Here is a 20,174-nt window from a genome sequence, read left to right on the forward strand (position 1 = left end):
AGCTCTGTTTCATTATCAGCTTGCCTTATTACTCGAAGTTGTAATTCTTGATCTGCTTGCACAGGATGCTGATCTCCACGGCGAGCATGGTGGTGAAGAGGAAGAGAAAGACAAAGAACGTTGTGGCGATACTTCCCGACGACACGCCCGACACAGCGGCGCCCACGGGCAACATGTCCTGGATGGTCCACGGCTGTCGGCCTACCTCAGCGACTACCCATCCGGCCTCACTGCCTATATAAGCCAGGGGCAGCATGACGATGGCGGCAATGAGCAGCCAGCGCGGCTTGGAGATGTCGAGACGATAGATATAGTGGAGCACGACGAGGAAGAACAGGATAAACAGGCAGCCTATGCCCACCATCGTGCGGAAGGCGAAGAAGCTGATGGGGATGTTGGGCACCAGATGGTGCACATCTTTGATATAGCCATAGCCGAAGTACGGCATGTCAGCCTTGAGCTGCGGCAGAATCTTCTGTGCCTGCGCCTTGGCAGCGGCGGTGTCGCCCTTTCCGGTCTTGGCAGCGGTCATGAGCTGTCGGTATTGTGCGAGGTTGGCGATGGCACGCCGTCCACGCGTCATCTTCTCCCGTGCAGAGGGCTCCTTGCTGCCATCGGGACGTGTGAATCCGCTCAGGAGGTCGTTCACGCCGGGCACGTAGCCGTCGGCATGATGTGTGGCGAGGATCGAGAGCATATTTGGTACGGCGATGCGGTAGGGTGGTTCTACATCGTTTTCATAGTCAGGCTGTGAGAACGGTCCGGGCAGGGCCACGACGCTGAGTCCCTGGTGTGTGCCACCATTATAGAGACCTTCCATGGCGGCGAGTTTCATGGGCTGGGTCTGAGCAACCATGTAGGCAGAGTTGTCGCCAGTGAGGGCTCCGAGCAGTGTGGCGACGAGTCCGACGATAGCTCCTATCTTGATGCTTTGTCTGGCGAGCTGTGTGTTGCGTTGCTTGAGTAGATACCAGGCACTCACTGCCACGGTGAAGGCGGCACCGATGATCCACGAGGTGGTCACGGTGTGGCAGAACTTATCCACGGCGAAGGGCGAGAGGGCCACATTGGCAAAGGACGTCATCTCGAAGCGCATCGTGTCGGGATTGAACTCCTGACCGATAGGATATTGCATCCAGGCGTTGGCGACGAGGATCCACCAGGCAGAGATCGTCGCGCCCAGACCGGTGAGCCATGTCGAGGCAAGGTGAAAGCCACGAGAGACTTTGTTCCAGCCGAAGAACATCACAGCCACGAAGGTGCTCTCCATGAAGAAGGCCACGATACCCTCGATGGCGAGCGGCGCGCCAAAGATGTCGCCGACCATCCAGGAATAGTTGCTCCAGTTGGTGCCGAACTCAAACTCCAGGATGATGCCGGTGGCCACGCCCATGGCGAAGTTCACGCCGAAGAGACGTTGCCAGAATCGTGCGGCTTCTTTCCAAAACGCTTTGCCCGTGCGGTAATAGCAGGTCTCCACGATGCCCATGATGAGCGCCAGACCCAGCGTGAGGGGTACGAAGAGCCAGTGATAGATGGCTGTCAGGGCAAACTGCGCGCGCGCCCAGTCCACCGTGCCAGTAGAGATGTCTAATAGGAGGTTTGTCATTGTGTTGTTGTTTAATGGTTAATGAGTTATTTTTTCAATATCTGTGAAGAGACGAATTCGGCTTCCTGTCCTTTCTGTGCGTGTTCGTGGATAAAGTTTGGGAAGAAAAACAGTTTTAGCACGGCAAAGATGATGAACAGCTTGATGAGGATCACAGCCCATAGGGTGCGACCGACGGTCATGCTCCGGAAGCCGTCGTAGTAGAGATGCCATACCGAAACGGCAAAGTGTTTGAGTCGTGCCTTCATCAGCGGTTTTGCTTTTAGGAATCCTTTTTGATGGCAAATATACGATAAATATTTTAATAAGGCAAGAAAAAGGAAAGAGAAATTGTGTTTAAGGAGAGACTAAAAAACAAAAAACGGCTGGGCAGCTGCATAGCTGCAGCATACCCAACCGAGCAATTCTAAACAGGCGAAAAGCGCAGCATCGCCAGACGGGGACGCATCGCTACGGCAGGCGGAAAGCGTGGAATAAGAGCAGACCGGCATGCCGGTGGTGAGCATTACCTCAGCTTCTTGCCCTCGAAGCGTTCGATGGCCTCTACCCAGTCGGGCCACATCTCCACGGCTTCATTGGTCTCCAGGTCGTAAGCCACCATGATCGTCTTGCCGACGCATTTCAGTTGCTGCGTGTCGGTGTCTACAAGCCGCTGGGCAAGCTGAAAGCTCTTGTGGCCGATATGGGTGATGGCCGTCTCGACGGCGACATGGTCGCCGATGTGCACCTGCGAGAGGAAGTCAGCGTCAACGTGCACCGTGACGATGGCGTGGCGCTGGTCGATCTTGGTGTTGGGAATATTGGCAAAATAGTCCATCTTCGCCATGTCGTAGTATTGGAAATAGAGCGTGTTGTTGATATGTCCGAACTGGTCGGCATCGTTCCAACGCAATTGTATGGGGAGCGTGTGATGAAACACCACGCTCTGTTGTTCCTTTTCGTCTTGTGTCTCTTTCATGATGAATGTATTATTCCGGCACCTTGTCATACATGGCTTTCCACCAGCTGTCGTCGTCTTGGAGCCATTTGGCAAACCAGGCGAAGATGGTGTTCTGCCATTTGATGCGCTTGTTGTAATCTTGTATCCAGTGGTTCTCACCCTCGACCTCTACGAGTGCCACGGGGCGTCCGAGAAGCTTCAGTGCCGTGTAGAGCGCGATGCTGTTGGCCGTGGGCACGTTGGTGTCGGCAGTGCCGTGGACGAGGAGCAGCGGCGTGTGGATCTTGTCAGCATTGTAGAGCGGGCTGTGGTTGACATAGAGGTCGCGGTCCGACCATGGGTAGCGGTTGGCCATGCTCACCTCGCTGTAGGAATAGCCCCAGTAGCCTGAACCCCAGTACTGCGTGTGGTCGCTGATGCCGGCATGCGAGACGGCGGCGGCAAAGAGGTCGGTCTTGGTTTGGAGATACTGCGTCATAAAACCACCGTAAGACGCGCCGATGCATCCGATCTTCTTGTCGTTGACAAAGCTGTGGTCGGCACAGAACTTCTTTGTGCCCTCGATGATGTCCTCAGCCACGCCGTCGCCAGCCGTGTCGACATGGCGTGAGGCAAACTCCTGACCGAAGCCGGCGGCACCGCTGGGCTCGATGACATAGACCACATAGCCTTTGGAGGCATAGAGCGGGAAAGGATAGTTGCCGCCGAAGTAGCGGCTTGTCGGTGAGCATCCGCCATAGTAGTAGACGACCATCGGGTATTTCTTCGTCGCGTCGAAATGAGGCGGCAGATAGTAGCGGCCGTAGATGGTGTCACCGCGCGAGCTCGTGAAGTTCCACGGCTGACATGTGGGCAGATCCACGTCGGCGAGCGTCGTCTGCTGGTCTTCCAAGAGCGTCGACTTGCCGTTGGCGGTGTTCATCGTGTAGAGACGGTCGACGTTCATGGCACTCTGTCCGTTGTAGCAGAGTACGGGGGCGGTCTCAGCCATGTCCACGCCCCCGACATAGTCCTCTGGTGTGCGCAGCATCTCTATCTTACCGCTCTTGGGATCCATGCGGTAGAGACGGCGGTAGTCACGGTCGAGGGCGTTGAAGTATATCTTGCCGTCGTAGCGGTTCCACTGCACGGTCTCGATGCTCGGGTCGAAGTCCTTGGTCATCGGTCGCGCCTTGCGTGTGGCGCAGTCGATGGTGTAGAGCTGATAGTCGTACATGCTCGGTATGCGGCCTTTCGGCAAGTTCTCGCCGATGCCGCCGAGACTCTCCGGTGAGCCCTTCACGGCGATTGTTCGGGCGTCGGGCGAGAAGATGGCACTTGCGATGAAACCGTCATTGTCGACGAGGCACTCCGACTGCATCGTGCTCAGGTCGAGGCGGTAGACCGAATTGAGTGTTGTCGGGCGCTTGCTCAGACGGGTGCGTGATACCATATATAATATATAGCGTCCGTCGTGCGAGATGTCGCAGAGCGAGACATCGTGGTATCCAAAGGTCAGCGGCTGGGCATAGCCGGTTGCCAAGTCGTATTTCAGCAGTTGGTTGCGATTGCGCCATCCGGGCTGCCGGTCGTCGGGCTGTATGATCTGGTGCACCTGGCTGTCGTCTTTCGGTCCTTCCACTTCTTTCGAGATGATGAGGAACTTGCCGTTGGGTGCCATCGTCCAGCTGCCCTCGGGGAGGTTGTCGGTGAGAATCGTCTCGGCACCCGTGATGACATCCGCCTCTACCAGCTGGTTGCCCTTGACACCTTTGCGAGTGAAGAGATAGCTGTTCTTGCCGGGCATCCAGCGCAGGCTGCGGTCAGAGGTGCGCACGGCGGTGCCGCGGCGCAGGTCGTAGATGGTGTAGAGCCATGAAGTATTGTTGGCGGAAGTCGTCTCGTACGACGTGGTGATGGCATAGCGTCCGTCGCTGCTGACCTGACTGCCGTAGTAGTGCTTGCCGTTGAGGAAGTCATAGAGCGTCAGGTCACGTCGTCCGTTGTCAGAAGTGGAGAACAGTGCGTCGGTGTCGCTGTCCAGACTTACCTGCAGCGAGTCGTGGTCACCGGGCTTGGTGAGATATTTGATGACGATGTTGTGAGTGGCGGGGATGAGTGTCAGTGATCCGTTGCTTTCTTTGCCGTCAACAAAGAGCTTGTAGTGTTTCATCTTTCCTACTTTCAGCGTACCTTTGGCATAGCGGCTGTTGGTGAGGGTGAACTGTAGCAGGTGGAGTGCTGTGGCAGCTTTGTCGGAGGGGGCGAATGCCCCCTGATATTCTTTGCCCTGCCGTGCTTTGGTCAGATCGACGAAGGTGCCGAGCAGGTTGTCAAATTGGTAGCCTTTGCGGTCGAGGCCGATGGTGTCGACCATCACGGGTCGTTGCAGGACAAAGGGTCCGCTGTAGCGGAAATGAGTGACGGGACGTGTGGCGGCCTGCATGGGTTGCAGGGCGCATAGTGTCAGCCCTATCAGGGCGGTGGTCTTGCCCCACCGTGCTGTGGGAACATGATGACGGATGTTCTTCATAAATGATGTGGTTAAAACAAAAAGATCTCTCAATTCAACTGCAAACTTACACAAAATCTTTGAATTCTGTGCAGAAATATGGTTCCAAGATTAGAAAAAATCATTAAAAAGCAGCAAAGACCTTAATCTTTCTTATTGAAAATGAGTAATTTTGCAGTATGATAATCAATGTAATGGACTTGGTACAGCTCAAAGCCTACGCCCGCCAGTATGGTGTGGTGCTGGCCTTGGTGTGGGCAGCCAGCTTTCTGAGCATCGTCTTTGCCCCAGCATCCGTGTTGGGCAGCCTGCTGGCACTGAGCACCCCGATCGTGGTGGGCTGGTTTTTAGTGCGCTTCCGTAATGACGCATTGGACGGACATATCTCCTTCCGGCGTGGCTTTGCGTTTAGCTGCTATACGTTTTTCTACGCGTCGCTGCTCTTTGCGGCCGTGCAGTTTGTCTACCTTCGCTTCTTCGACCATGGTGCTTTCATGACCATGCTCGGTGAGTCGCTCAAGACCATGGAAGAAGTCTACCGCCACGAAGGTGCCGCCGCCCTGCAAGCCGTAGGCCAGATGAAGCGGACCATCTCGGTCATCGGACAGCTCTCGCCCCTGCAGCTGACGTTCGTCATCATGATGGACAACATCCTCATGGGCGTGCTGCTCAGCCTGCCCATAGCCTTGGCGTGCAGGCGAAAGACCTTCATACCCACCAACGGGCCAGAACAAAAGGAGCAAAACGGTCACGCCGAATAGCACCAAGCAACTTTTCAACAATCACCTGATCATAGAAAAAAACATCATCATGGATATATCTGTTGTAGTACCTCTTTTCAACGAGGAAGAATCGCTGCCGGAACTGCATGCCTGGATCTGCCGTGTCATGCAGGCCAACAATTTCTCTTACGAGATCATCTTTGTCAACGACGGCTCCACCGACCACTCCTGGGACGTCATCGAAGAGCTGTCGAAGAAGGACAGCAACGTCAAAGCCATCAAGTTCCGCCGCAACTACGGCAAGAGCCCGGCACTCTACTGTGGCTTCAAAAAAGCACAGGGCGACGTGGTCATCACCATGGATGCCGACCTGCAGGACTCGCCCGACGAGATACCGGCTCTGTACCACATGATCAAGGACGAAGGCTATGACCTCGTCTCGGGATACAAGCAGAAACGCTACGACCCGCTCTCGAAGACAATCCCGACGAAACTCTTCAACGCCACGGCACGCAAGATATCCGGCATACACAATCTCCATGACTTCAACTGCGGACTGAAGGCTTACCGACGCGACGTGGTGAAGAACATCGAGGTATACGGTGAGATGCACCGCTATATTCCCTATCTGGCAAAAAATGCCGGATTCACCAAGATCGGCGAGAAAGTCGTGCACCATCAGGCACGGAAATACGGACACTCGAAGTTCGGCATCAACCGTTTCTTCAACGGCTATCTCGACTTGCTGACGCTGTGGTTTCTCACCAATTTCGGCAAGAAGCCGATGCATGTCTTTGGATTTATCGGCAGCATCATCTTCTTCATCGGCTTTCTCTCGCTCTGCTGGCTCTTTGGCGAGAAAATCTATAACCTCTGCAACGGTGTCTACGGCGACCTGCTCAGCGAGCACGCCTCGTTCTACGTGGCACTCACCGCACTGGTACTGGGCTCGCAGTTCTTTCTCGCCGGCTTCCTCGGCGACCTTATCAGCCGGCAGAACCCAAACAGAAACGACTATCAGATAGAGAAGGAAATATAAAAACACAGGCATCAACATATATGCGAAATAACAACCATTCTTCCGTCCCCACTTTTCGACGGGCATTTCTCTCCCCCTTGGGGAGAGTGAGAGAAGGGCTACCATTTCTCTCCCTTTTAGGGAGAGCTAGAGAGGGTCTGCTCTTTCTTCCCCTCTTCCTTTTGCTCTTCCTTGCCTCGTGTTCCTCCGTCGACTGTCCGCTCAACAACACGGTGTATGCCAACTATAAGCTCATGGGACGGGTAACGACGCTGACAGATCCGCTCACCATCTGGACCAACCGCAACGACGGCAACGACACCATACTCATCAACCAGCAGGTCAACACCGACAGCTTTACGCTGCCCGTGAGCTACGCCCGCGACCGCGACACACTCTTCTTCCGCACCAATACCACGCTCGACACGGTGACCATTGACAAGACCAACATCCCTCACTTCGAATCCGTGGACTGCGGCATGAACTATTTCCATGAAGTCAAGGGCATACACTACACACGCAATGCCATCGACTCTATCACCATCCAAAACCGAGATATCACCTATGATACATCCAAGAAGCATTTCTATGTATATTTTAAGGAGTATCGCTATTAGTCTCCTGGTGCTCCTCGTCTCCACCGCATATGCTCAGAAGGAAACAGTGGCAAAGCACCCCCAACAGCCCCGCCACCTGTCAAAGCAGGAGCAGGAAGCTATGAGACGCAAGCAGATCGACGACTCGATACCTTTCTTCCGTGGCGTACAAGTGAAGGTAGACGCCATCGGACTCGTGCAGAAAGCTGTCTCGGACTATGGACAGTATGAGGCCGGCGTGCGCGTGAACCTCAAAGACAAGTACTTCCCCGTTGTGGAATTCGGACTCGGAAAGGCTGACCACCGCGAGGTGACCACGGCAATCAGCTACCATACCTCCGCACCCTACGCCAAGATAGGTATGGACTTCAACATCATGAAAAACAAACACGACATCTATCGCACCTACGTCGGCGCCCGTCTGGCTGCCACTTCCTTTAAATATGATGTCGACAATCCCGCTATCATTGACCCCGTCTACGGCGGCAACTATCCGGTGCACCAACAGGGCGTGAAAGCCAAATGCTCATGGATGGAAGCCTTGGCGGGCATCGACGCGAAAATCTACGGGCCGATACATCTCGGATGGAGCGTGCGATACTACCGCCGCCTCTCGCACGACGACGGACCACTTGGTAACGTCTGGTACGTGCCGGGATTCGGCAAGCAGGCCTCCACACGCATCGGAGGTACTTTCGACATCATTGTGGAACTATGATCCTGTAACCTATGAAGAAAAAGAACTTTCTGAAGATCATTTTTCTCGCCGTTCTCGTCGTGGGCACGGTGATGATTATCATGCAGCAGCGCAACACTCCCTACCAGCACGACACGGGGTTTGTCTTTGGCACGGAATACCATATCACTTATCAGTCGTCGGAAAACTTGCAGCAGGACATCGACAAGGCTTTGGCACAGGTAGACACCGCACTGTCGCCGTTCAACAAGCAGTCGGTCATTACGCAGGTCAACAACAACCGGCCGGTGAAGCTCGGCAAGATGTTTACCGAAGTGTTTGACAAAGCTGAGTCCATATCGCGTGAGACCGACGGTGCCTTTGACATCACCGTGGCACCACTCGTCAACGAGTGGGGCTTCGGATTCAAGTCGGGTGTGCATCCCTCGCGCCATGTCGTAGACTCTCTGCGGCAGTTTGTAGGATATGACAAGGTGGCTCTCGTCGATGGGCATATTGTCAAGAAAGACCCGCGGCTGATGCTCGACTGCTCGGGCATTGCCAAAGGCTACGGCGTCGATGTGGTGGCCAAGCTCCTGCGCGATAAGGGCATAGAAAACTTCATGGTGGAGATCGGCGGCGAGATTGTCACAAGTGGCATCAGCGAAAAGCGTCTGCCCTGGAAGATCGGTGTCACCAAACCCACCGACGACGCCACACAAACCAATCAGGAACTGCAGACCGTGCTCAACGTTACGGACAAAGCCATGGCCACAAGCGGAAACTATCGCAACTTCTACTATAAAGGCGGAAAGAAATACGCCCACACCATCGACCCCAAGACGGGCTATCCCGTGCAGCACAATATCCTGTCCTCGACCGTGCTCGCCAAAGACTGCGCCACTGCCGACGCCTATGCCACCGCGTTTATGGTCACGGGACTGAAAGGTGCGCAGAAGATTCTCCGGAAACATCCCGAACTGATGGTCTACTTCATCTACGACGACGGCAAAGGGCACAACCAGGTATGGTACTCGCCATCGATGAAAAAGGCCATCGCACAATAATATGCCTGCAAGACATGGTCGCTGATATTTTCTACACGCTCCTCAGCTTCCCGCTCTTCATCGGCATGGGACGAAGGGAACTGGAGAACATCGTGACAAAAACAAAGTTCTCCTTTCACACGCTGCACGAAGGGGATACTATCGTCGATACGGACACCCGCAGCGGCATGATGGTCATGCTCACCGACGGCACGGCGGTGGCTACTACCTTCTCCGACGACAAAGGATACAGGGTGGAGGAAGAGATCAACGGACCTATGCTTGTACAACCGGAATACGTCTTCGGACTGGCACAGCACTTCTCTCAGTTATGGAAAGCAAAGACTGTCTGCCATCTCATCACGCTTGACAAGCAGGAGATACTCAAGCTCAGCGACAACTCACTCATCTTTCGCCTCAATCTCCTGAACCTACTCTCCACGCAGGTGCAAAAGCGACAGGCACTCTTTTGGCATGCTCCCTTGCACACCGACGAGGAGTTCCTCCGCCGGTTCTTTCTGGTACATTCGATACGCCCGGCAGGCAGGAAGGTTGTCCACATCAAGATCTCAAGATTGGAAAAGGAACTGAACATTGACCGCCGCCGGCTCTCTGCGGTGCTCCGACAATGGGAACAGCAGGGGCTCGTAGAGTGGACACGAGGATGTTTGATCATACCTGCGCTGGAGAAGATCATTAACAACAGCCTCACGCCCTCAAAACCAATAGTCTTACACCCAACCCAATAGCCTCGTCCCCTAAAAGAATAGAGGGGAGTAATATGCTGCAAGGGTCGAAAAGACATACCCTATAAGTGGATAGTGGAGGGGATAATAATTATAGAAGATCTGTTGTAAAAAAATGAAGATGGTAATGAGATGATGTTGAAGTTAAAGATGCGTGTGAAGATGTAGATGCACATGTAGATGAAGATGACAATGGCAATTCGCAGCAAGGCATAAAAAAGCCCGAACTCCATCATTGGAAATCCGGGCAGAATGAAAGGAGGAGTGGTGCCTCTTGGAGTTGAACCAAGGACACATGGATTTTCAGTCCATTGCTCTACCACCTGAGCTAAGGCACCTTCTTTCTAATGGCATGGCGGGACAACGCCAGCGATTGATTTAGAAAAGCGAGTGCAAAGATACAACATTTCCTCTCATCTTGCAAATTTCTCCCAATGGTTTAATATCTATTAACGCTATTCTTCTTTTCCGTAACTATTCAGCTGTCATATCGCCCTATGGCGATAACAAGTTGTTGATATAACAGGGTTAGTTATATAGAAGTGAATGCATTCCAATCTCACCTTGGGGTAAATTCCACGTTCGATAGATACGTTTAAACGTCTATTAATCAGCAAAGTAAGTATGGAAAAAGTTATGTTTGCGTTTGCTTATTTTAGATATTTTCTTACTTTTGTATCTGTGAAAAAGACGGTTATGGACATAGTAGATGCGCTGAAAAACATGAAAGAGAAGTTGTAGCCGATGCAAAAAACATCGATTTACAGCATGATACTATATGCAATCTTAACCGTAACAAAAACATTTAGGTCTTTTGTCTTTTGATAGAAGTTTACTATCTTTGCAACTAAAAATCGGCTCTGCTGAAATTAACCGCAAAAGTTGCTGGTAAAACAGTTCCGTATGTAGGATGGGCGCTAATGGCTTATGACTTTTATACTTGCATATGAAAAATTTAATAACTAATTTTCTGAAAGAGTTTGTTCTGTCACTGTTATGCATCTATGGCATTTTGACGGTTACAACATTGTTTGGCCTCATTGATAGCATAATCTTTAAGCTTGTATCAGTGCATCTGCTTGCCATCACAATGGCGCTGTTCTATGAAGGCATGGGGCTGATGGTTGAGCGGGAGTGTCGGAAAGGTGGTGTCAAGAAACGCATTCTCTTGCTCAAATGGATGCAAGAGTTGGGTCTTGCCTATTTGATTGTCACACTCATGATCGTTGTCAACCTCATTCCTTTCTTCGCCTTCAATCAGTTGCCGGCTCATTTCGTGATCGTCTTCATCGCTTTCTGTGTAGCATATCAGAGCTGGACGTTCAAGAAGGCAGCGCACTACGACCAAGCAGAGAAAGGATAATAGGAAGAATTTCTGCATTGTAACTATTCGGCGAATTCCTTTCCGCTTGTATTCGCTTCTATATAACTAACCCTGTTATATTAACAACTTGTTATCGCCAAAGGGCGATATGGCAGTTGAATAGTTACTACTTGCCTTTTGTCCTTTCTGTCGTGCGCACACATTATTTTATATATGACCTGCCTTGTTGTATATGGCTCACCTTGTTTTATCATCCAAGCGTCACGCTTATCTGTTGCAAGCAACGACAAATCTTTATATTGGTACGGCAAGAAATAGAAAACATATTGTATCTATATTGCTATGATTATGGTTAATATAGTTAAACGATCAAATAATCGTTAACATTAAACTGTTAACCAATTAAGATTTTCCCTAACTTTGCCGCCATGAAGAAGAAATCCATTTGGACCATCGCCATCATCATGGGCGTGTCCTTTGTCATCTTGCTTGGCCTACAGCTCACCTACATTCGTGAGATGGCCAACATGAAGAAGGAACAGTTTGACGAAAGCGTCAACCGCGCCCTCTATCAGGCTTCGCGCAATCTGGAACTCAACGAGACTCTGCGCTATCTTGAGAAAGACGTCAACGAGACCGAGCGTCATGCCTACCGCAAAGACAGCGTAGGCACCCGAAGTGGAAAACCCAACGACGGCAGCGTGCAGTACTCTCACCAATATTCCGTGGCGGGCAAGGACGGCACCGTCTACTCTTCCTTTGAGTTGAAGACGATGGCGGTGAAGCCAACACAGATGCCCAAGGCCATGATCCTGCGCACCGACCGCAACTCCAACACGGCTGCCAGCAAGTCACTTCAGGAGATAGTTAAGAACAGATACGTCTATCAGAAGGCTTTGCTCGACGAGGTGATCATGAACATGCTCTACTCTGCCTCAGACAAACCGCTGAAGGAGCGTGTCAACTTCAAGATTCTCGACCAGGACATCAAAGCCGAGCTGATAAACAACGGCATCAATATTCCCTATCACTTCACGGTGTCCACACAGGACGGACGTGAGGTCTACCGCTGTCCCGATTATAGCGATGAAGGCAGCGAATACACCTACAGCCAGGTGCTCTTCCGCAATGATCCGGCTTCGAATATGGGTGTGGTGCGCGTGCATTTTCCTGACATCAACAGCTATATCTTCTCCAGCATCCGGTTCATGATCCCGAGTGTGGTGTTCACCATCATCCTGCTCATCACGTTCATCTTCACTATTGTGGTCATCTTCCGGCAGAAACGCTACAGCGAGATCAAGAACGACTTCATCAACAACATGACGCACGAACTCAAGACTCCTATTGCCAGCATCTCGCTCGCTGCCCAGATGCTCAACGATGACAGCGTGCCCAAGAGCGAGAAGATGATGAAGCACCTCATCGGTGTGGTCACCGACGAGACCAAGCGCTTAAGGTTCCTCGTGGAGAAAGTGCTGCAGATGTCGATGTTCGACCGTAAGCGCTCATCGTTTAAGAAGAAGCATCTCGACCTCAACGAGATGGTGGAGACCATCGCCAACTCGTTTACCCTGCGTGTGGAGCATACCGGCGGCAAGATCTACGTGGACGTGGAGGCTGTCGACTCAAGCATCTATGTCGATGAGGTACATTTCCAGAACGTGATCTTCAATCTGATGGACAACGCTGTGAAATATCGCAAACCCGACCAGCCTGTCGACATCTATCTGAAGACATGGAACGATGACAGCTATCTCTATCTATCCGTGCACGATACGGGCATAGGTATGAAGAAAGAGAACCTGAAGAAGATCTTCGAGAAGTTCTACCGCGTACATACCGGCAACGTCCACGACGTGAAGGGCTTCGGCCTCGGACTGGCTTATGTCAAGCGGGTTGTCGATCTCCACGACGGCGAGATCAAGGTGGACAGCGAGTACGGCAAGGGTACCACCTTCGCCATCAAGTTGCCGGTGATCAAGGATTAAACCTTGGAGCGTCACGTACATCTATATATATAATAAGGTGTAGCCCGCCGCTTCCACCCAGATACAAGAACAATAATAAAAAACAATTAAATACCAACAACTATGGAAGAAAAAGTAAAGATTCTGCTTTGCGAGGACGACGAGAACCTCGGCACCCTGCTCTGTGAGTACCTCATTGCCAAAGGCTACGACGCTACGCTCTGTCCCGACGGCGAGGCTGGCTTCAGAGAGTTCCAGAAAGAGAAGTTCGACATCTGCATCCTCGACGTGATGATGCCGAAAAAAGACGGTTTCACGCTGGCTCAGGACATTCGTCAGATGAACTCTCAAGTGCCTATCATCTTCCTCACCGCCCGTGTGCAGAAGGAAGACGTACTCGAAGGTTTCGACAAAGGCGCTGACGACTACATCACTAAGCCGTTCTCCATGGAGGAGCTCGTCAAGCGTGTGGAGGCTATCCTCCGCCGTGTGCGTGGCAAGAAAAACCGTGAGAGTACGATGTACAAGATCGGCCGCTTCACCTTCGACACTCAGAAGCAGCTGCTCACCATCGACGGCAAGTCGACCAAGCTCACCACCAAGGAGAACGAACTCTTGGCTCTGCTCTGCTCTCATGCCAACGAAATCCTCAAGCGCAACGACGCTCTGCGCACGATCTGGATCGACGACAACTACTTCAACGCACGCTCCATGGACGTGTACATCACCAAGCTGCGCAAGCATCTGAAAGCTGACGACCAGATCGAGATCATCAACATCCACGGTCAGGGCTATAAGCTCATCGTGCCGGAAGACGATTAATACAGAATGATAGTTTGCGGTTAGTTCCTTTCAAAAAGGACTGGCAAGCATTAACCCCGAGTTGCCTATTGTGGAAAGCCTAAGCATCGCAAAAGGCTTTTCAAGCGGGCAGCTCGGGGTTAAATGTTTGAATCGGCAAAATATAATATGCCATATCCTGCCGCAAAGAGCTAAAAAGAACATAAACGGCAAGACATTGCAATTACCTGTCAGCCGCTACCTTTCCGATGATGCCAAGGGCAATCAGCAACAGGGGCAGGAAGAGAAGCAGGTTGTAGTTGGTGAGGTTGGTGAAATAAAAGACAACCATCAACAGCACACCGATATATATAAGAGGCATACCCACTACCGGACGCACACGAGGCCATAAGCGGCCGATGAATCCCTTTGCCTTTGAGACGAGCCGATGCCTTACCGTTTTATTCTCTTGCTGCGATTGAGACATGATCTTTGTATTGCTAAGTTTTCTGTTTATCGCCTGCAAATTTACGAATTATTGTTGCAGCATCGTCGCGTGAGCAAGGCAATTAATGTTAAAAAGAAGAAAAAGGGCTCAGCCCTGTCATGTTATCACAAATAAAAATAGTACCTTTGCAGTCGCATTTTGCAAAATAACATTTTAATTATCAACAAAGTAGTATGAATCAATACGAAACCGTTTTCATTTTGACTCCCGTTTTGTCTGATGAACAGATGAAGGAAACGGTCGCTAAGTTCAAGAAGCTGCTCACCGACAAGGGTGCTGAGATTGTGAACGAAGAGGCCTGGGGACTGAAGAAGATGGCTTATGCAATTGACAAGAAGTCGACAGGTTTCTATTGCCTGTTGCAGTTCAAGGCAGAGCCTTCAGTAGTTAACACCCTCGAGACCGGCTACCGCCGTGACGAGAAGGTGATTCGTTTTATCACTGTGAAGCTTGACAAGTACGCTGTGGCTTATGCCGAGAAGCGTAAGGCAAAGTGGAACAACAAAGTGGAGGCATAAACTATGGCAGAGCAGAAGAAATCAGAAATCCGTTATTTGAACGCCCCTTCTATCGACACAAAGAAGAAGAAGTACTGCCGTTTCAAGAAGAGTGGCATTAAGTATATCGACTACAAGGACCCTGAGTTCTTGAAGAAGTTCCTCAACGAGCAGGGCAAGATCCTTCCTCGCCGCATCACCGGTACTTCTCTGAAGTATCAGCGTCGTGTGGCTCAGGCCGTGAAGCGTGCACGCCAGATCGCGCTGCTGCCTTATGTAACCGATTTGATGAAGTAATTAAGGAGGAGCAGAAGATATGGAAATCATACTGAAAGAAGATATTATCGGACTTGGATACAAGAACGATATCGTAAAGGTTAAGGACGGCTACGGCCGTAACTATCTGATCCCGACAGGCAAGGGTGTCATCGCATCTGCAAGTGCCCGCAAGCAGCTCGCCGAGAACCTCAAGCAGCAGTCTGCTAAGCTCGCCGCTCTGAAGGCTGAGGCTGAGAAGCGTGCTGAGGCTCTGAAGGATGTTCAGCTTGTCATCTCCGCTAAGGTTGCCGCTACCGGTCACCTCTACGGCTCTGTCGGTGCTGCTAAGGTTGCTGAAGAGCTCGCTAAGCTCGGCATCGAGATCGACCGCAAGATCATCACCATGCGTGAGGCTCGCAAGGTCGGTGACTTCGAGGCTACCGTTCACTTCCACAAGGAGGTTGAGGTCAAGGTGCCTGTGAAGGTTGTCGCCGAGAACCAGCCTGTGGCTGCTCCCGCTGAGGAAGCAGCAAAGGAGGAGGCTCCTAAGGCTGAGGAAGCTCCCGCTGCTGAGGCTGCTGAGGAGCAGGCTCCTGCTGCTGAGTAATCAACAGCTACTGTTAGCTTGAAGTAATTTTTGCACTGTAAAGCATATTATATCGATCCCTGCCGCATCCGCTTGCGGTGGGGATCTTTCGTTGTTATACAGTCCTAAATAATGGCGTGCTTCGTAGCTGTTCAGCGAATGCTGACGAAAGACATACATAGAACAGTTACTGCGATCCCGCTAAAACATAAATACGGTTAAGGGTGATCATTTTTTAGGCATTGAAGTTCTTAGTCTTACTTTTTTTATGTAAATTTGCATAATACAGTAGAAGCGGCTGTCAATGACTGTCATACAGCCGTGTTCCCTACTGAAACAGAACGTATCATAAATAGAACATACATTAAAGAAGATGAAAGCATTTGTTTTTCCCGGACAGGGCTCACAGTTCGTAGGCATGGGCAAGGACCTCTACGACAACAACGCATTGGCTAAGAAGCTCTTTGACCAGGCCGACGAGATACTCGGATTCAAGATCACCGACGTGATGTTTGCCGGTACAGACGAGCAGCTCAAGGAGACCAAGGTCACACAGCCTGCCGTTTTCCTCCACAGCGTCATCTCGGCACTGTGCCTTGGCGACGACTTCAAGCCCGCCATGGTCGCCGGTCACTCTCTCGGCGAGTTCTCTGCTCTCGTAGCTGCCGGCGCGCTGAGTTTTGAGGACGGCCTTCGCCTCGTTGCTGCCCGTGCCAACGCCATGCAGAAAGCTTGCGAGGCCAACCCCGGCACGATGGCTGCCATCATCGCACTCCCCGACGAGAAAGTAGAGGAGATTTGCGCTGAGGTCAGCAAGGAAGGCCACACCGTGGTACCTGCCAACTACAACTGCCCGGGCCAGCTCGTCATCTCTGGCGACAAGGACGGTATCCTCGAGGCTTGTGAGAAACTGAAGGCTGCCGGTGCCAAGCGCGCGCTGCCCCTGAAGGTCGGTGGTGCTTTCCACTCTCCCCTCATGCAGCCCGCCAAGGAAGAGCTGCAGGCTGCCATCGAGAAGACACAGTTCGCAAAGCCGGTGTGCCCCGTCTATCAGAATGTAGACGCCATGCCGCATACCGATCCTGAGGAGATCAAGCAGAACCTTATCGCTCAGCTCACCAGCTCGGTGCGTTGGACCAAGTCTGTGCAGAACATGATCGCTGACGGCGCTGACGAGTTTGTAGAGTGCGGACCGGGCAAGGCTCTGCGTGGAATGATCGGCCGCATCGACAAGAATGTCAAGGCCACGGGCCTCGAATAAGCATCATTCAGTGTGAAACGCAAATGATTGGATGAAGAGAAAAATCATCATTTACCAAGTCTTTACCCGTCTCTTTGGCAACCGTAACACGGCCCGCGTTCCCAACGGCACGCTGCGCGTCAACGGGACGGGAAAGATGAGTGACTTCGACGCGGAACGGCTGCGCCGCATCCACGACATGGGCTTCACCCATGTGTGGTATACGGGCGTCATCCGCCACGCCACCGCTACCGACTACAGCAAGCATGGCATACCGCGACAGCATCCCTCCGTGGTGAAGGGTGTGGCGGGATCGCCCTATGCTATCACAGACTACTACGACATCGATCCGGATCTCGCTGACGACATCGACCGGCGCATGGACGAGTTCCAACAGCTCGTCGACCGTACCCATCAGGCAGGCATGAAGGTCATCATCGACTTCGTGCCTAACCATGTGGCACGAGAGTATCACTCGATCATGAAGCCTGAAGGCGTGCGCGACCTCGGCGAGGACGACGACACCGGCAAGCACTTCTCTCCCACCAACAACTTCTACTATTGTCCCGGGCAGTCCTTCGTCTCACCGGTGCAGCCCAAGGAGGGTGAGGAACCTTATGTCGAAAATCCTGCCAAGTGCACCGGCAACGACCGCTTCGACAACTGTCCGGGGCGCAACGACTGGTACGAGACCGTAAAGCTCAACTATGGCATCGACTACTGCGATGCCGGGGGACGTAGCTATCACTTCGATCCGGTGCCCAACACGTGGGTGAAGATGACTGACATCCTGCTCTATTGGGCTTCGAAAGACATCGACGGCTTCCGTTGCGACATGGCGGAGATGGTGCCGCCGGCTTTCTGGGCATACGCCACCCGCATCGTCAAGGAGCGCTATCCCCGCATCGCCTTCATCGGCGAGGTCTACGATACCAACCAGTATCGCACCTACATACAGTCGGGCTTTGACTATCTCTACGACAAGGTGGGCATGTACGACTGTCTGCGCGACATCGTCTGCGACCGCCGTCCGGCAAGCAGCATCACCTACTACTGGCAGCATGTCGACGACATCCGGCAGCACATGCTCTACTTCCTTGAGAACCACGACGAGCAGCGCATCGCCAGCGACTTCTTCTGTGGCAGTGGGGCAAAGGCCATACCGGCCGTCATCGTCGCCGCGCTGATGGGCAACAATCCGTTTATGGTCTATGCCGGACAGGAGTTCGGCGAGCGGGGCATGGATGCCGAAGGGTTCTCCGGACGCGACGGCCGCACGACGATCTTCGATTATTGGTGTGTCGACACCATCCGCCGCGGCTATTTCGACCGCCGTCATCTCACGCAGGACGAGATGCACCTGCAGCTGAAATACCAGCAGATCCTGCATATTGCCAACCGCGAGGCCGCTGTGCGCGAGGGAGAGTTCTTCGATCTGATGTATGTCAACCCGCAGACGTGGAAGTTCAATCCCCGTCATGAGTATGCTTTCCTGCGTAAGTTCGAGGATGAAGTGCTGCTCGTGGTGGCAAACTTCGGACCCGACCGCGTCAACACCAGCGTGAACATCCCTGCCCACGCCTTCGACTTCCTCGGACTGCCCGAAAAGGAGGTTCGCGCCATCGACTTGCTTACCGGGCAGGAGATGAATATCGAGTTGAAGAAAGACGGTGCCGTGGACATGGATCTCAGACCCTATACAGGACGTATCTATAAATTCAGTACCAAGATGGAAGAGACACCTTATCTGCTCAATGTGCACAACAAGGATGAGTTCCCGCCGGCACACACTGCCGAGCATCTGCTCAACCAGGTGATGATCCGCATGTTCGGTTGCGAGCGCTCGCGCAATGCGCATATCGAACGGAAGAAAAGCAAGATCAGCTATCACCTCGACCATAAGCCGTCGCGGCAGGAGGAGAAGGCGATCGGCGACAAGATGAACGAACTCATAGAGGAGGACCTGCCGGTGACCTACGAGGATGTGGACCGCAACCATGTACCTGAGGGCATTAACCTCGACCGGTTGCCCGAAGATGCCTCGCAGACGATCCGTCTGGTTCGTATCGGCGACTTCGATGTCTGTCCGTGTATCGGCAAGCATGTGCGCTCTACCTCACAGATAGGTCGCTTCGAGATTCTCGGTACCAACTGGGACGAGCAGTCCCATACCTTCCGCATTCGCTTCAAGGTGATACCCTGACGACAGGGGCTCCTTACACCTTATTATATATAGGGCGTGCCTGCATCAGGCACGCCCTATTTTGATGATAAGCATTTAGACGGATTTTGTCACCGTACATCTTGTTTATATGTTATGTTTCGTTGCAAAAACTTTTTTCTGTTTCCGTCACTTTTTCGGGGATCATACCTAAATTGTTTAACAAACCTATTATTAACGTCCCAAAGGATGATGGTCAACTTGATTTATTTCGAGATCTAAAATCTTAATGGGACAGTAGTGATCCGTTTATTAAAACTCGAACGTGCTGAATCCTTGCTGCCAAACTTGTTGCTAAATATCATTCTGAGAGAATGCGTCAAAGAATATCGCCGAATTACGTCACTTTATTTGTGCCCTGATCCGGCTCAGGCTTGCCTGTGTTATGCCTAAATAGGTAGCAATGTTTCCCAACGGCAACCGTTGCAACAAATCGGGTTCTTTCTCTAACAACTCTTTGTACCGTTCCGAAGCAATGGCGGACAACATGGAAATCAGCCGTTCCTCGGTGGCAAGCAATTCCATCTCCGCATAACGCCGTCCCCAATTGGCAATATGCAAGTCTTCCGAAAACAATGCTTTCAGCTTTTTCCTCTCCAATACGTATAAGACCGAATCTTCCATCAGCTCCATCGTCTCATATCCCGGCTCATCGTTCACGTATCCTTTCATAGAAACAAGGGTTGCTCCTTCCTTGCCAACCCAAAAGGTAATTTCTTTCCCGTCCACCGAAGTATAGGTGCGGACAATGCCTTTCTTGATGAAAAAGATATTCTTTTCTATCTTGCCGCTTTCCAACACGTGGAATCCTTTGGGGTACGAAACCTCTGTCAGGCATTGCCGCAATCTATCCAAAGACGCATCCGGCATGGCATATCTTTGATTGAAGATTTCCTTTATATCCATAACTCATTGTTGTATTCAGTGTGCAAAATTATAAAATAGC

Annotated in this window: 20 protein-coding genes and 1 tRNA gene; 14 read left to right on the forward strand and 7 right to left on the reverse strand. The window is 52.0% G+C overall.

Going from position 1 to position 20,174, the window contains the following annotated elements; genetic code table 11:
• Positions 1-28: 28 nt before the first annotated feature.
• From FYJ73_RS11865 to FYJ73_RS11880, 4 genes are all read right to left on the reverse strand, one after another.
• Entirely contained in the window at positions 29-1,609 is a 1,581-nt protein-coding gene (locus FYJ73_RS11865) for a cytochrome ubiquinol oxidase subunit I (protein WP_154534938.1), read from the reverse strand.
• Positions 1,610-1,635: 26 nt separating this feature from the next.
• Positions 1,636-1,857, reverse strand: a complete 222-nt coding sequence (locus FYJ73_RS11870; protein ID WP_154534939.1) for a DUF4492 domain-containing protein — start codon at positions 1,855-1,857, stop codon at positions 1,636-1,638.
• 257 nt (positions 1,858-2,114) lie between these two features.
• The gene (locus tag FYJ73_RS11875; RefSeq protein WP_154534940.1) at positions 2,115-2,567 is read right to left on the reverse strand and encodes an acyl-CoA thioesterase; all 453 of its coding nucleotides are present in this window, start codon (positions 2,565-2,567) and stop codon (positions 2,115-2,117) included.
• Positions 2,568-2,577: 10 nt separating this feature from the next.
• Positions 2,578-5,061 (reverse strand): S9 family peptidase, encoded by a 2,484-nt coding sequence (locus FYJ73_RS11880; RefSeq protein WP_235899352.1) that lies wholly within the window; start codon positions 5,059-5,061, stop codon positions 2,578-2,580.
• Between the two features lie 158 nt (positions 5,062-5,219).
• On the opposite strand from FYJ73_RS11880, the gene FYJ73_RS11885 reads away from it, so the two are divergent.
• From FYJ73_RS11885 to FYJ73_RS11910, 6 genes are all read left to right on the forward strand, one after another.
• Positions 5,220-5,801: a DUF4199 domain-containing protein gene (locus tag FYJ73_RS11885; protein WP_154534941.1), complete on the forward strand. Its 582-nt coding sequence runs from the start codon at positions 5,220-5,222 to the stop codon at positions 5,799-5,801.
• 49 nt (positions 5,802-5,850) lie between these two features.
• Positions 5,851-6,801 (forward strand): glycosyltransferase family 2 protein, encoded by a 951-nt coding sequence (locus FYJ73_RS11890; RefSeq protein ID WP_154534942.1) that lies wholly within the window; start codon positions 5,851-5,853, stop codon positions 6,799-6,801.
• Between the two features lie 161 nt (positions 6,802-6,962).
• Positions 6,963-7,397: a DUF6452 family protein gene (locus tag FYJ73_RS11895; protein WP_235899353.1), complete on the forward strand. Its 435-nt coding sequence runs from the start codon at positions 6,963-6,965 to the stop codon at positions 7,395-7,397.
• On the forward strand, positions 7,369-8,094 hold the full coding sequence (locus tag FYJ73_RS11900; protein ID WP_235899355.1) for a DUF6048 family protein: 726 nt from the start codon (positions 7,369-7,371) through the stop codon (positions 8,092-8,094). The genes FYJ73_RS11895 and FYJ73_RS11900 overlap by 29 nt, the downstream gene beginning before the upstream one ends.
• Positions 8,095-8,105: 11 nt before the next feature.
• On the forward strand, positions 8,106-9,119 hold the full coding sequence (locus FYJ73_RS11905; protein WP_154534943.1) for an FAD:protein FMN transferase: 1,014 nt from the start codon (positions 8,106-8,108) through the stop codon (positions 9,117-9,119).
• A 14-nt stretch (positions 9,120-9,133) separates the two neighbouring features.
• Entirely contained in the window at positions 9,134-9,847 is a 714-nt protein-coding gene (locus tag FYJ73_RS11910) for a cyclic nucleotide-binding domain-containing protein (RefSeq protein ID WP_154534944.1), read from the forward strand.
• Positions 9,848-10,109: 262 nt separating this feature from the next.
• On the opposite strand, the gene FYJ73_RS11915 is transcribed toward FYJ73_RS11910, so the two are convergent.
• Positions 10,110-10,182, reverse strand: a tRNA-Phe gene (locus FYJ73_RS11915).
• 752 nt (positions 10,183-10,934) lie between these two features.
• On the opposite strand from FYJ73_RS11915, the gene FYJ73_RS11920 reads away from it, so the two are divergent.
• The 3 genes from FYJ73_RS11920 to rprY all read left to right on the forward strand — a co-directional run bounded on the left by FYJ73_RS11920 (position 10,935) and on the right by rprY (position 13,960).
• Positions 10,935-11,207 carry a hypothetical protein gene (locus FYJ73_RS11920; RefSeq protein WP_154534945.1) on the forward strand — a complete coding sequence of 91 codons (273 nt, stop codon included), beginning with the start codon at positions 10,935-10,937 and terminating at the stop codon, positions 11,205-11,207.
• Positions 11,208-11,596: 389 nt separating this feature from the next.
• Positions 11,597-13,159, forward strand: coding sequence for a sensor histidine kinase (locus tag FYJ73_RS11925; RefSeq protein ID WP_154534946.1), 1,563 nt, complete (start codon positions 11,597-11,599; stop codon positions 13,157-13,159).
• Between the two features lie 102 nt (positions 13,160-13,261).
• Positions 13,262-13,960, forward strand: a complete 699-nt coding sequence (gene rprY / locus FYJ73_RS11930; RefSeq protein WP_154534947.1) for a response regulator transcription factor RprY — start codon at positions 13,262-13,264, stop codon at positions 13,958-13,960.
• A 202-nt stretch (positions 13,961-14,162) separates the two neighbouring features.
• Here rprY and FYJ73_RS11935 read toward each other — a convergent pair whose 3' ends face one another.
• On the reverse strand, positions 14,163-14,405 hold the full coding sequence (locus FYJ73_RS11935; protein WP_154534948.1) for a hypothetical protein: 243 nt from the start codon (positions 14,403-14,405) through the stop codon (positions 14,163-14,165).
• Between the two features lie 194 nt (positions 14,406-14,599).
• On the opposite strand from FYJ73_RS11935, the gene rpsF reads away from it, so the two are divergent.
• From rpsF to FYJ73_RS11960, 5 genes are all read left to right on the forward strand, one after another.
• Positions 14,600-14,944 carry a 30S ribosomal protein S6 gene (gene rpsF, locus FYJ73_RS11940; protein ID WP_154534949.1) on the forward strand — a complete coding sequence of 115 codons (345 nt, stop codon included), beginning with the start codon at positions 14,600-14,602 and terminating at the stop codon, positions 14,942-14,944.
• A 3-nt stretch (positions 14,945-14,947) separates the two neighbouring features.
• Positions 14,948-15,220, forward strand: coding sequence for a 30S ribosomal protein S18 (gene rpsR, locus FYJ73_RS11945; RefSeq protein WP_154534950.1), 273 nt, complete (start codon positions 14,948-14,950; stop codon positions 15,218-15,220).
• A gap of 19 nt (positions 15,221-15,239) precedes the next feature.
• Positions 15,240-15,788 (forward strand): 50S ribosomal protein L9, encoded by a 549-nt coding sequence (rplI, locus tag FYJ73_RS11950; RefSeq protein ID WP_154534951.1) that lies wholly within the window; start codon positions 15,240-15,242, stop codon positions 15,786-15,788.
• 352 nt (positions 15,789-16,140) lie between these two features.
• On the forward strand, positions 16,141-17,028 hold the full coding sequence (fabD, locus tag FYJ73_RS11955) for an ACP S-malonyltransferase (protein WP_154534952.1): 888 nt from the start codon (positions 16,141-16,143) through the stop codon (positions 17,026-17,028).
• 31 nt (positions 17,029-17,059) lie between these two features.
• On the forward strand, positions 17,060-19,210 hold the full coding sequence (locus FYJ73_RS11960) for an alpha-amylase family glycosyl hydrolase (RefSeq protein ID WP_154534953.1): 2,151 nt from the start codon (positions 17,060-17,062) through the stop codon (positions 19,208-19,210).
• Between the two features lie 360 nt (positions 19,211-19,570).
• Here the strand turns inward: FYJ73_RS11960 and FYJ73_RS11965 are convergent, their stop codons facing one another.
• Positions 19,571-20,134 carry a Crp/Fnr family transcriptional regulator gene (locus FYJ73_RS11965; RefSeq protein WP_154534954.1) on the reverse strand — a complete coding sequence of 188 codons (564 nt, stop codon included), beginning with the start codon at positions 20,132-20,134 and terminating at the stop codon, positions 19,571-19,573.
• Between the last annotated feature and the right edge of the window lie 40 nt (positions 20,135-20,174).

The sequence above is a fragment of the Hallella mizrahii genome, assembly GCF_009695775.1.
Classification (GTDB): Bacteria; Bacteroidota; Bacteroidia; order Bacteroidales; family Bacteroidaceae; genus Prevotella; species Prevotella mizrahii.

What these genes read in the sequence shown, in the direction of transcription:
- FYJ73_RS11960 (WP_154534953.1), top strand. Translation starts at nt 17,060, where the DNA reads ATGAAGAGAAAAATCATCATTTACCAAGTCTTTACCCGTCTCTTTGGC.
- fabD (WP_154534952.1), top strand. Translation starts at nt 16,141, where the DNA reads ATGAAAGCATTTGTTTTTCCCGGACAGGGCTCACAGTTCGTAGGCATG.
- FYJ73_RS11885 (WP_154534941.1), top strand. Translation starts at nt 5,220, where the DNA reads ATGATAATCAATGTAATGGACTTGGTACAGCTCAAAGCCTACGCCCGC.
- FYJ73_RS11900 (WP_235899355.1), top strand. Translation starts at nt 7,369, where the DNA reads ATGTATATTTTAAGGAGTATCGCTATTAGTCTCCTGGTGCTCCTCGTC.
- FYJ73_RS11920 (WP_154534945.1), top strand. Translation starts at nt 10,935, where the DNA reads ATGGCGCTGTTCTATGAAGGCATGGGGCTGATGGTTGAGCGGGAGTGT.
- FYJ73_RS11870 (WP_154534939.1), bottom strand. Translation starts at nt 1,857, where the DNA reads ATGAAGGCACGACTCAAACACTTTGCCGTTTCGGTATGGCATCTCTAC.
- FYJ73_RS11910 (WP_154534944.1), top strand. Translation starts at nt 9,134, where the DNA reads ATGGTCGCTGATATTTTCTACACGCTCCTCAGCTTCCCGCTCTTCATC.
- FYJ73_RS11880 (WP_235899352.1), bottom strand. Translation starts at nt 5,061, where the DNA reads ATGAAGAACATCCGTCATCATGTTCCCACAGCACGGTGGGGCAAGACC.
- rprY (WP_154534947.1), top strand. Translation starts at nt 13,262, where the DNA reads ATGGAAGAAAAAGTAAAGATTCTGCTTTGCGAGGACGACGAGAACCTC.
- FYJ73_RS11905 (WP_154534943.1), top strand. Translation starts at nt 8,106, where the DNA reads ATGAAGAAAAAGAACTTTCTGAAGATCATTTTTCTCGCCGTTCTCGTC.
- rpsF (WP_154534949.1), top strand. Translation starts at nt 14,600, where the DNA reads ATGAATCAATACGAAACCGTTTTCATTTTGACTCCCGTTTTGTCTGAT.
- FYJ73_RS11965 (WP_154534954.1), bottom strand. Translation starts at nt 20,134, where the DNA reads ATGGATATAAAGGAAATCTTCAATCAAAGATATGCCATGCCGGATGCG.
- FYJ73_RS11935 (WP_154534948.1), bottom strand. Translation starts at nt 14,405, where the DNA reads ATGTCTCAATCGCAGCAAGAGAATAAAACGGTAAGGCATCGGCTCGTC.
- rplI (WP_154534951.1), top strand. Translation starts at nt 15,240, where the DNA reads ATGGAAATCATACTGAAAGAAGATATTATCGGACTTGGATACAAGAAC.
- FYJ73_RS11890 (WP_154534942.1), top strand. Translation starts at nt 5,851, where the DNA reads ATGGATATATCTGTTGTAGTACCTCTTTTCAACGAGGAAGAATCGCTG.
- rpsR (WP_154534950.1), top strand. Translation starts at nt 14,948, where the DNA reads ATGGCAGAGCAGAAGAAATCAGAAATCCGTTATTTGAACGCCCCTTCT.
- FYJ73_RS11865 (WP_154534938.1), bottom strand. Translation starts at nt 1,609, where the DNA reads ATGACAAACCTCCTATTAGACATCTCTACTGGCACGGTGGACTGGGCG.
- FYJ73_RS11875 (WP_154534940.1), bottom strand. Translation starts at nt 2,567, where the DNA reads ATGAAAGAGACACAAGACGAAAAGGAACAACAGAGCGTGGTGTTTCAT.
- FYJ73_RS11925 (WP_154534946.1), top strand. Translation starts at nt 11,597, where the DNA reads ATGAAGAAGAAATCCATTTGGACCATCGCCATCATCATGGGCGTGTCC.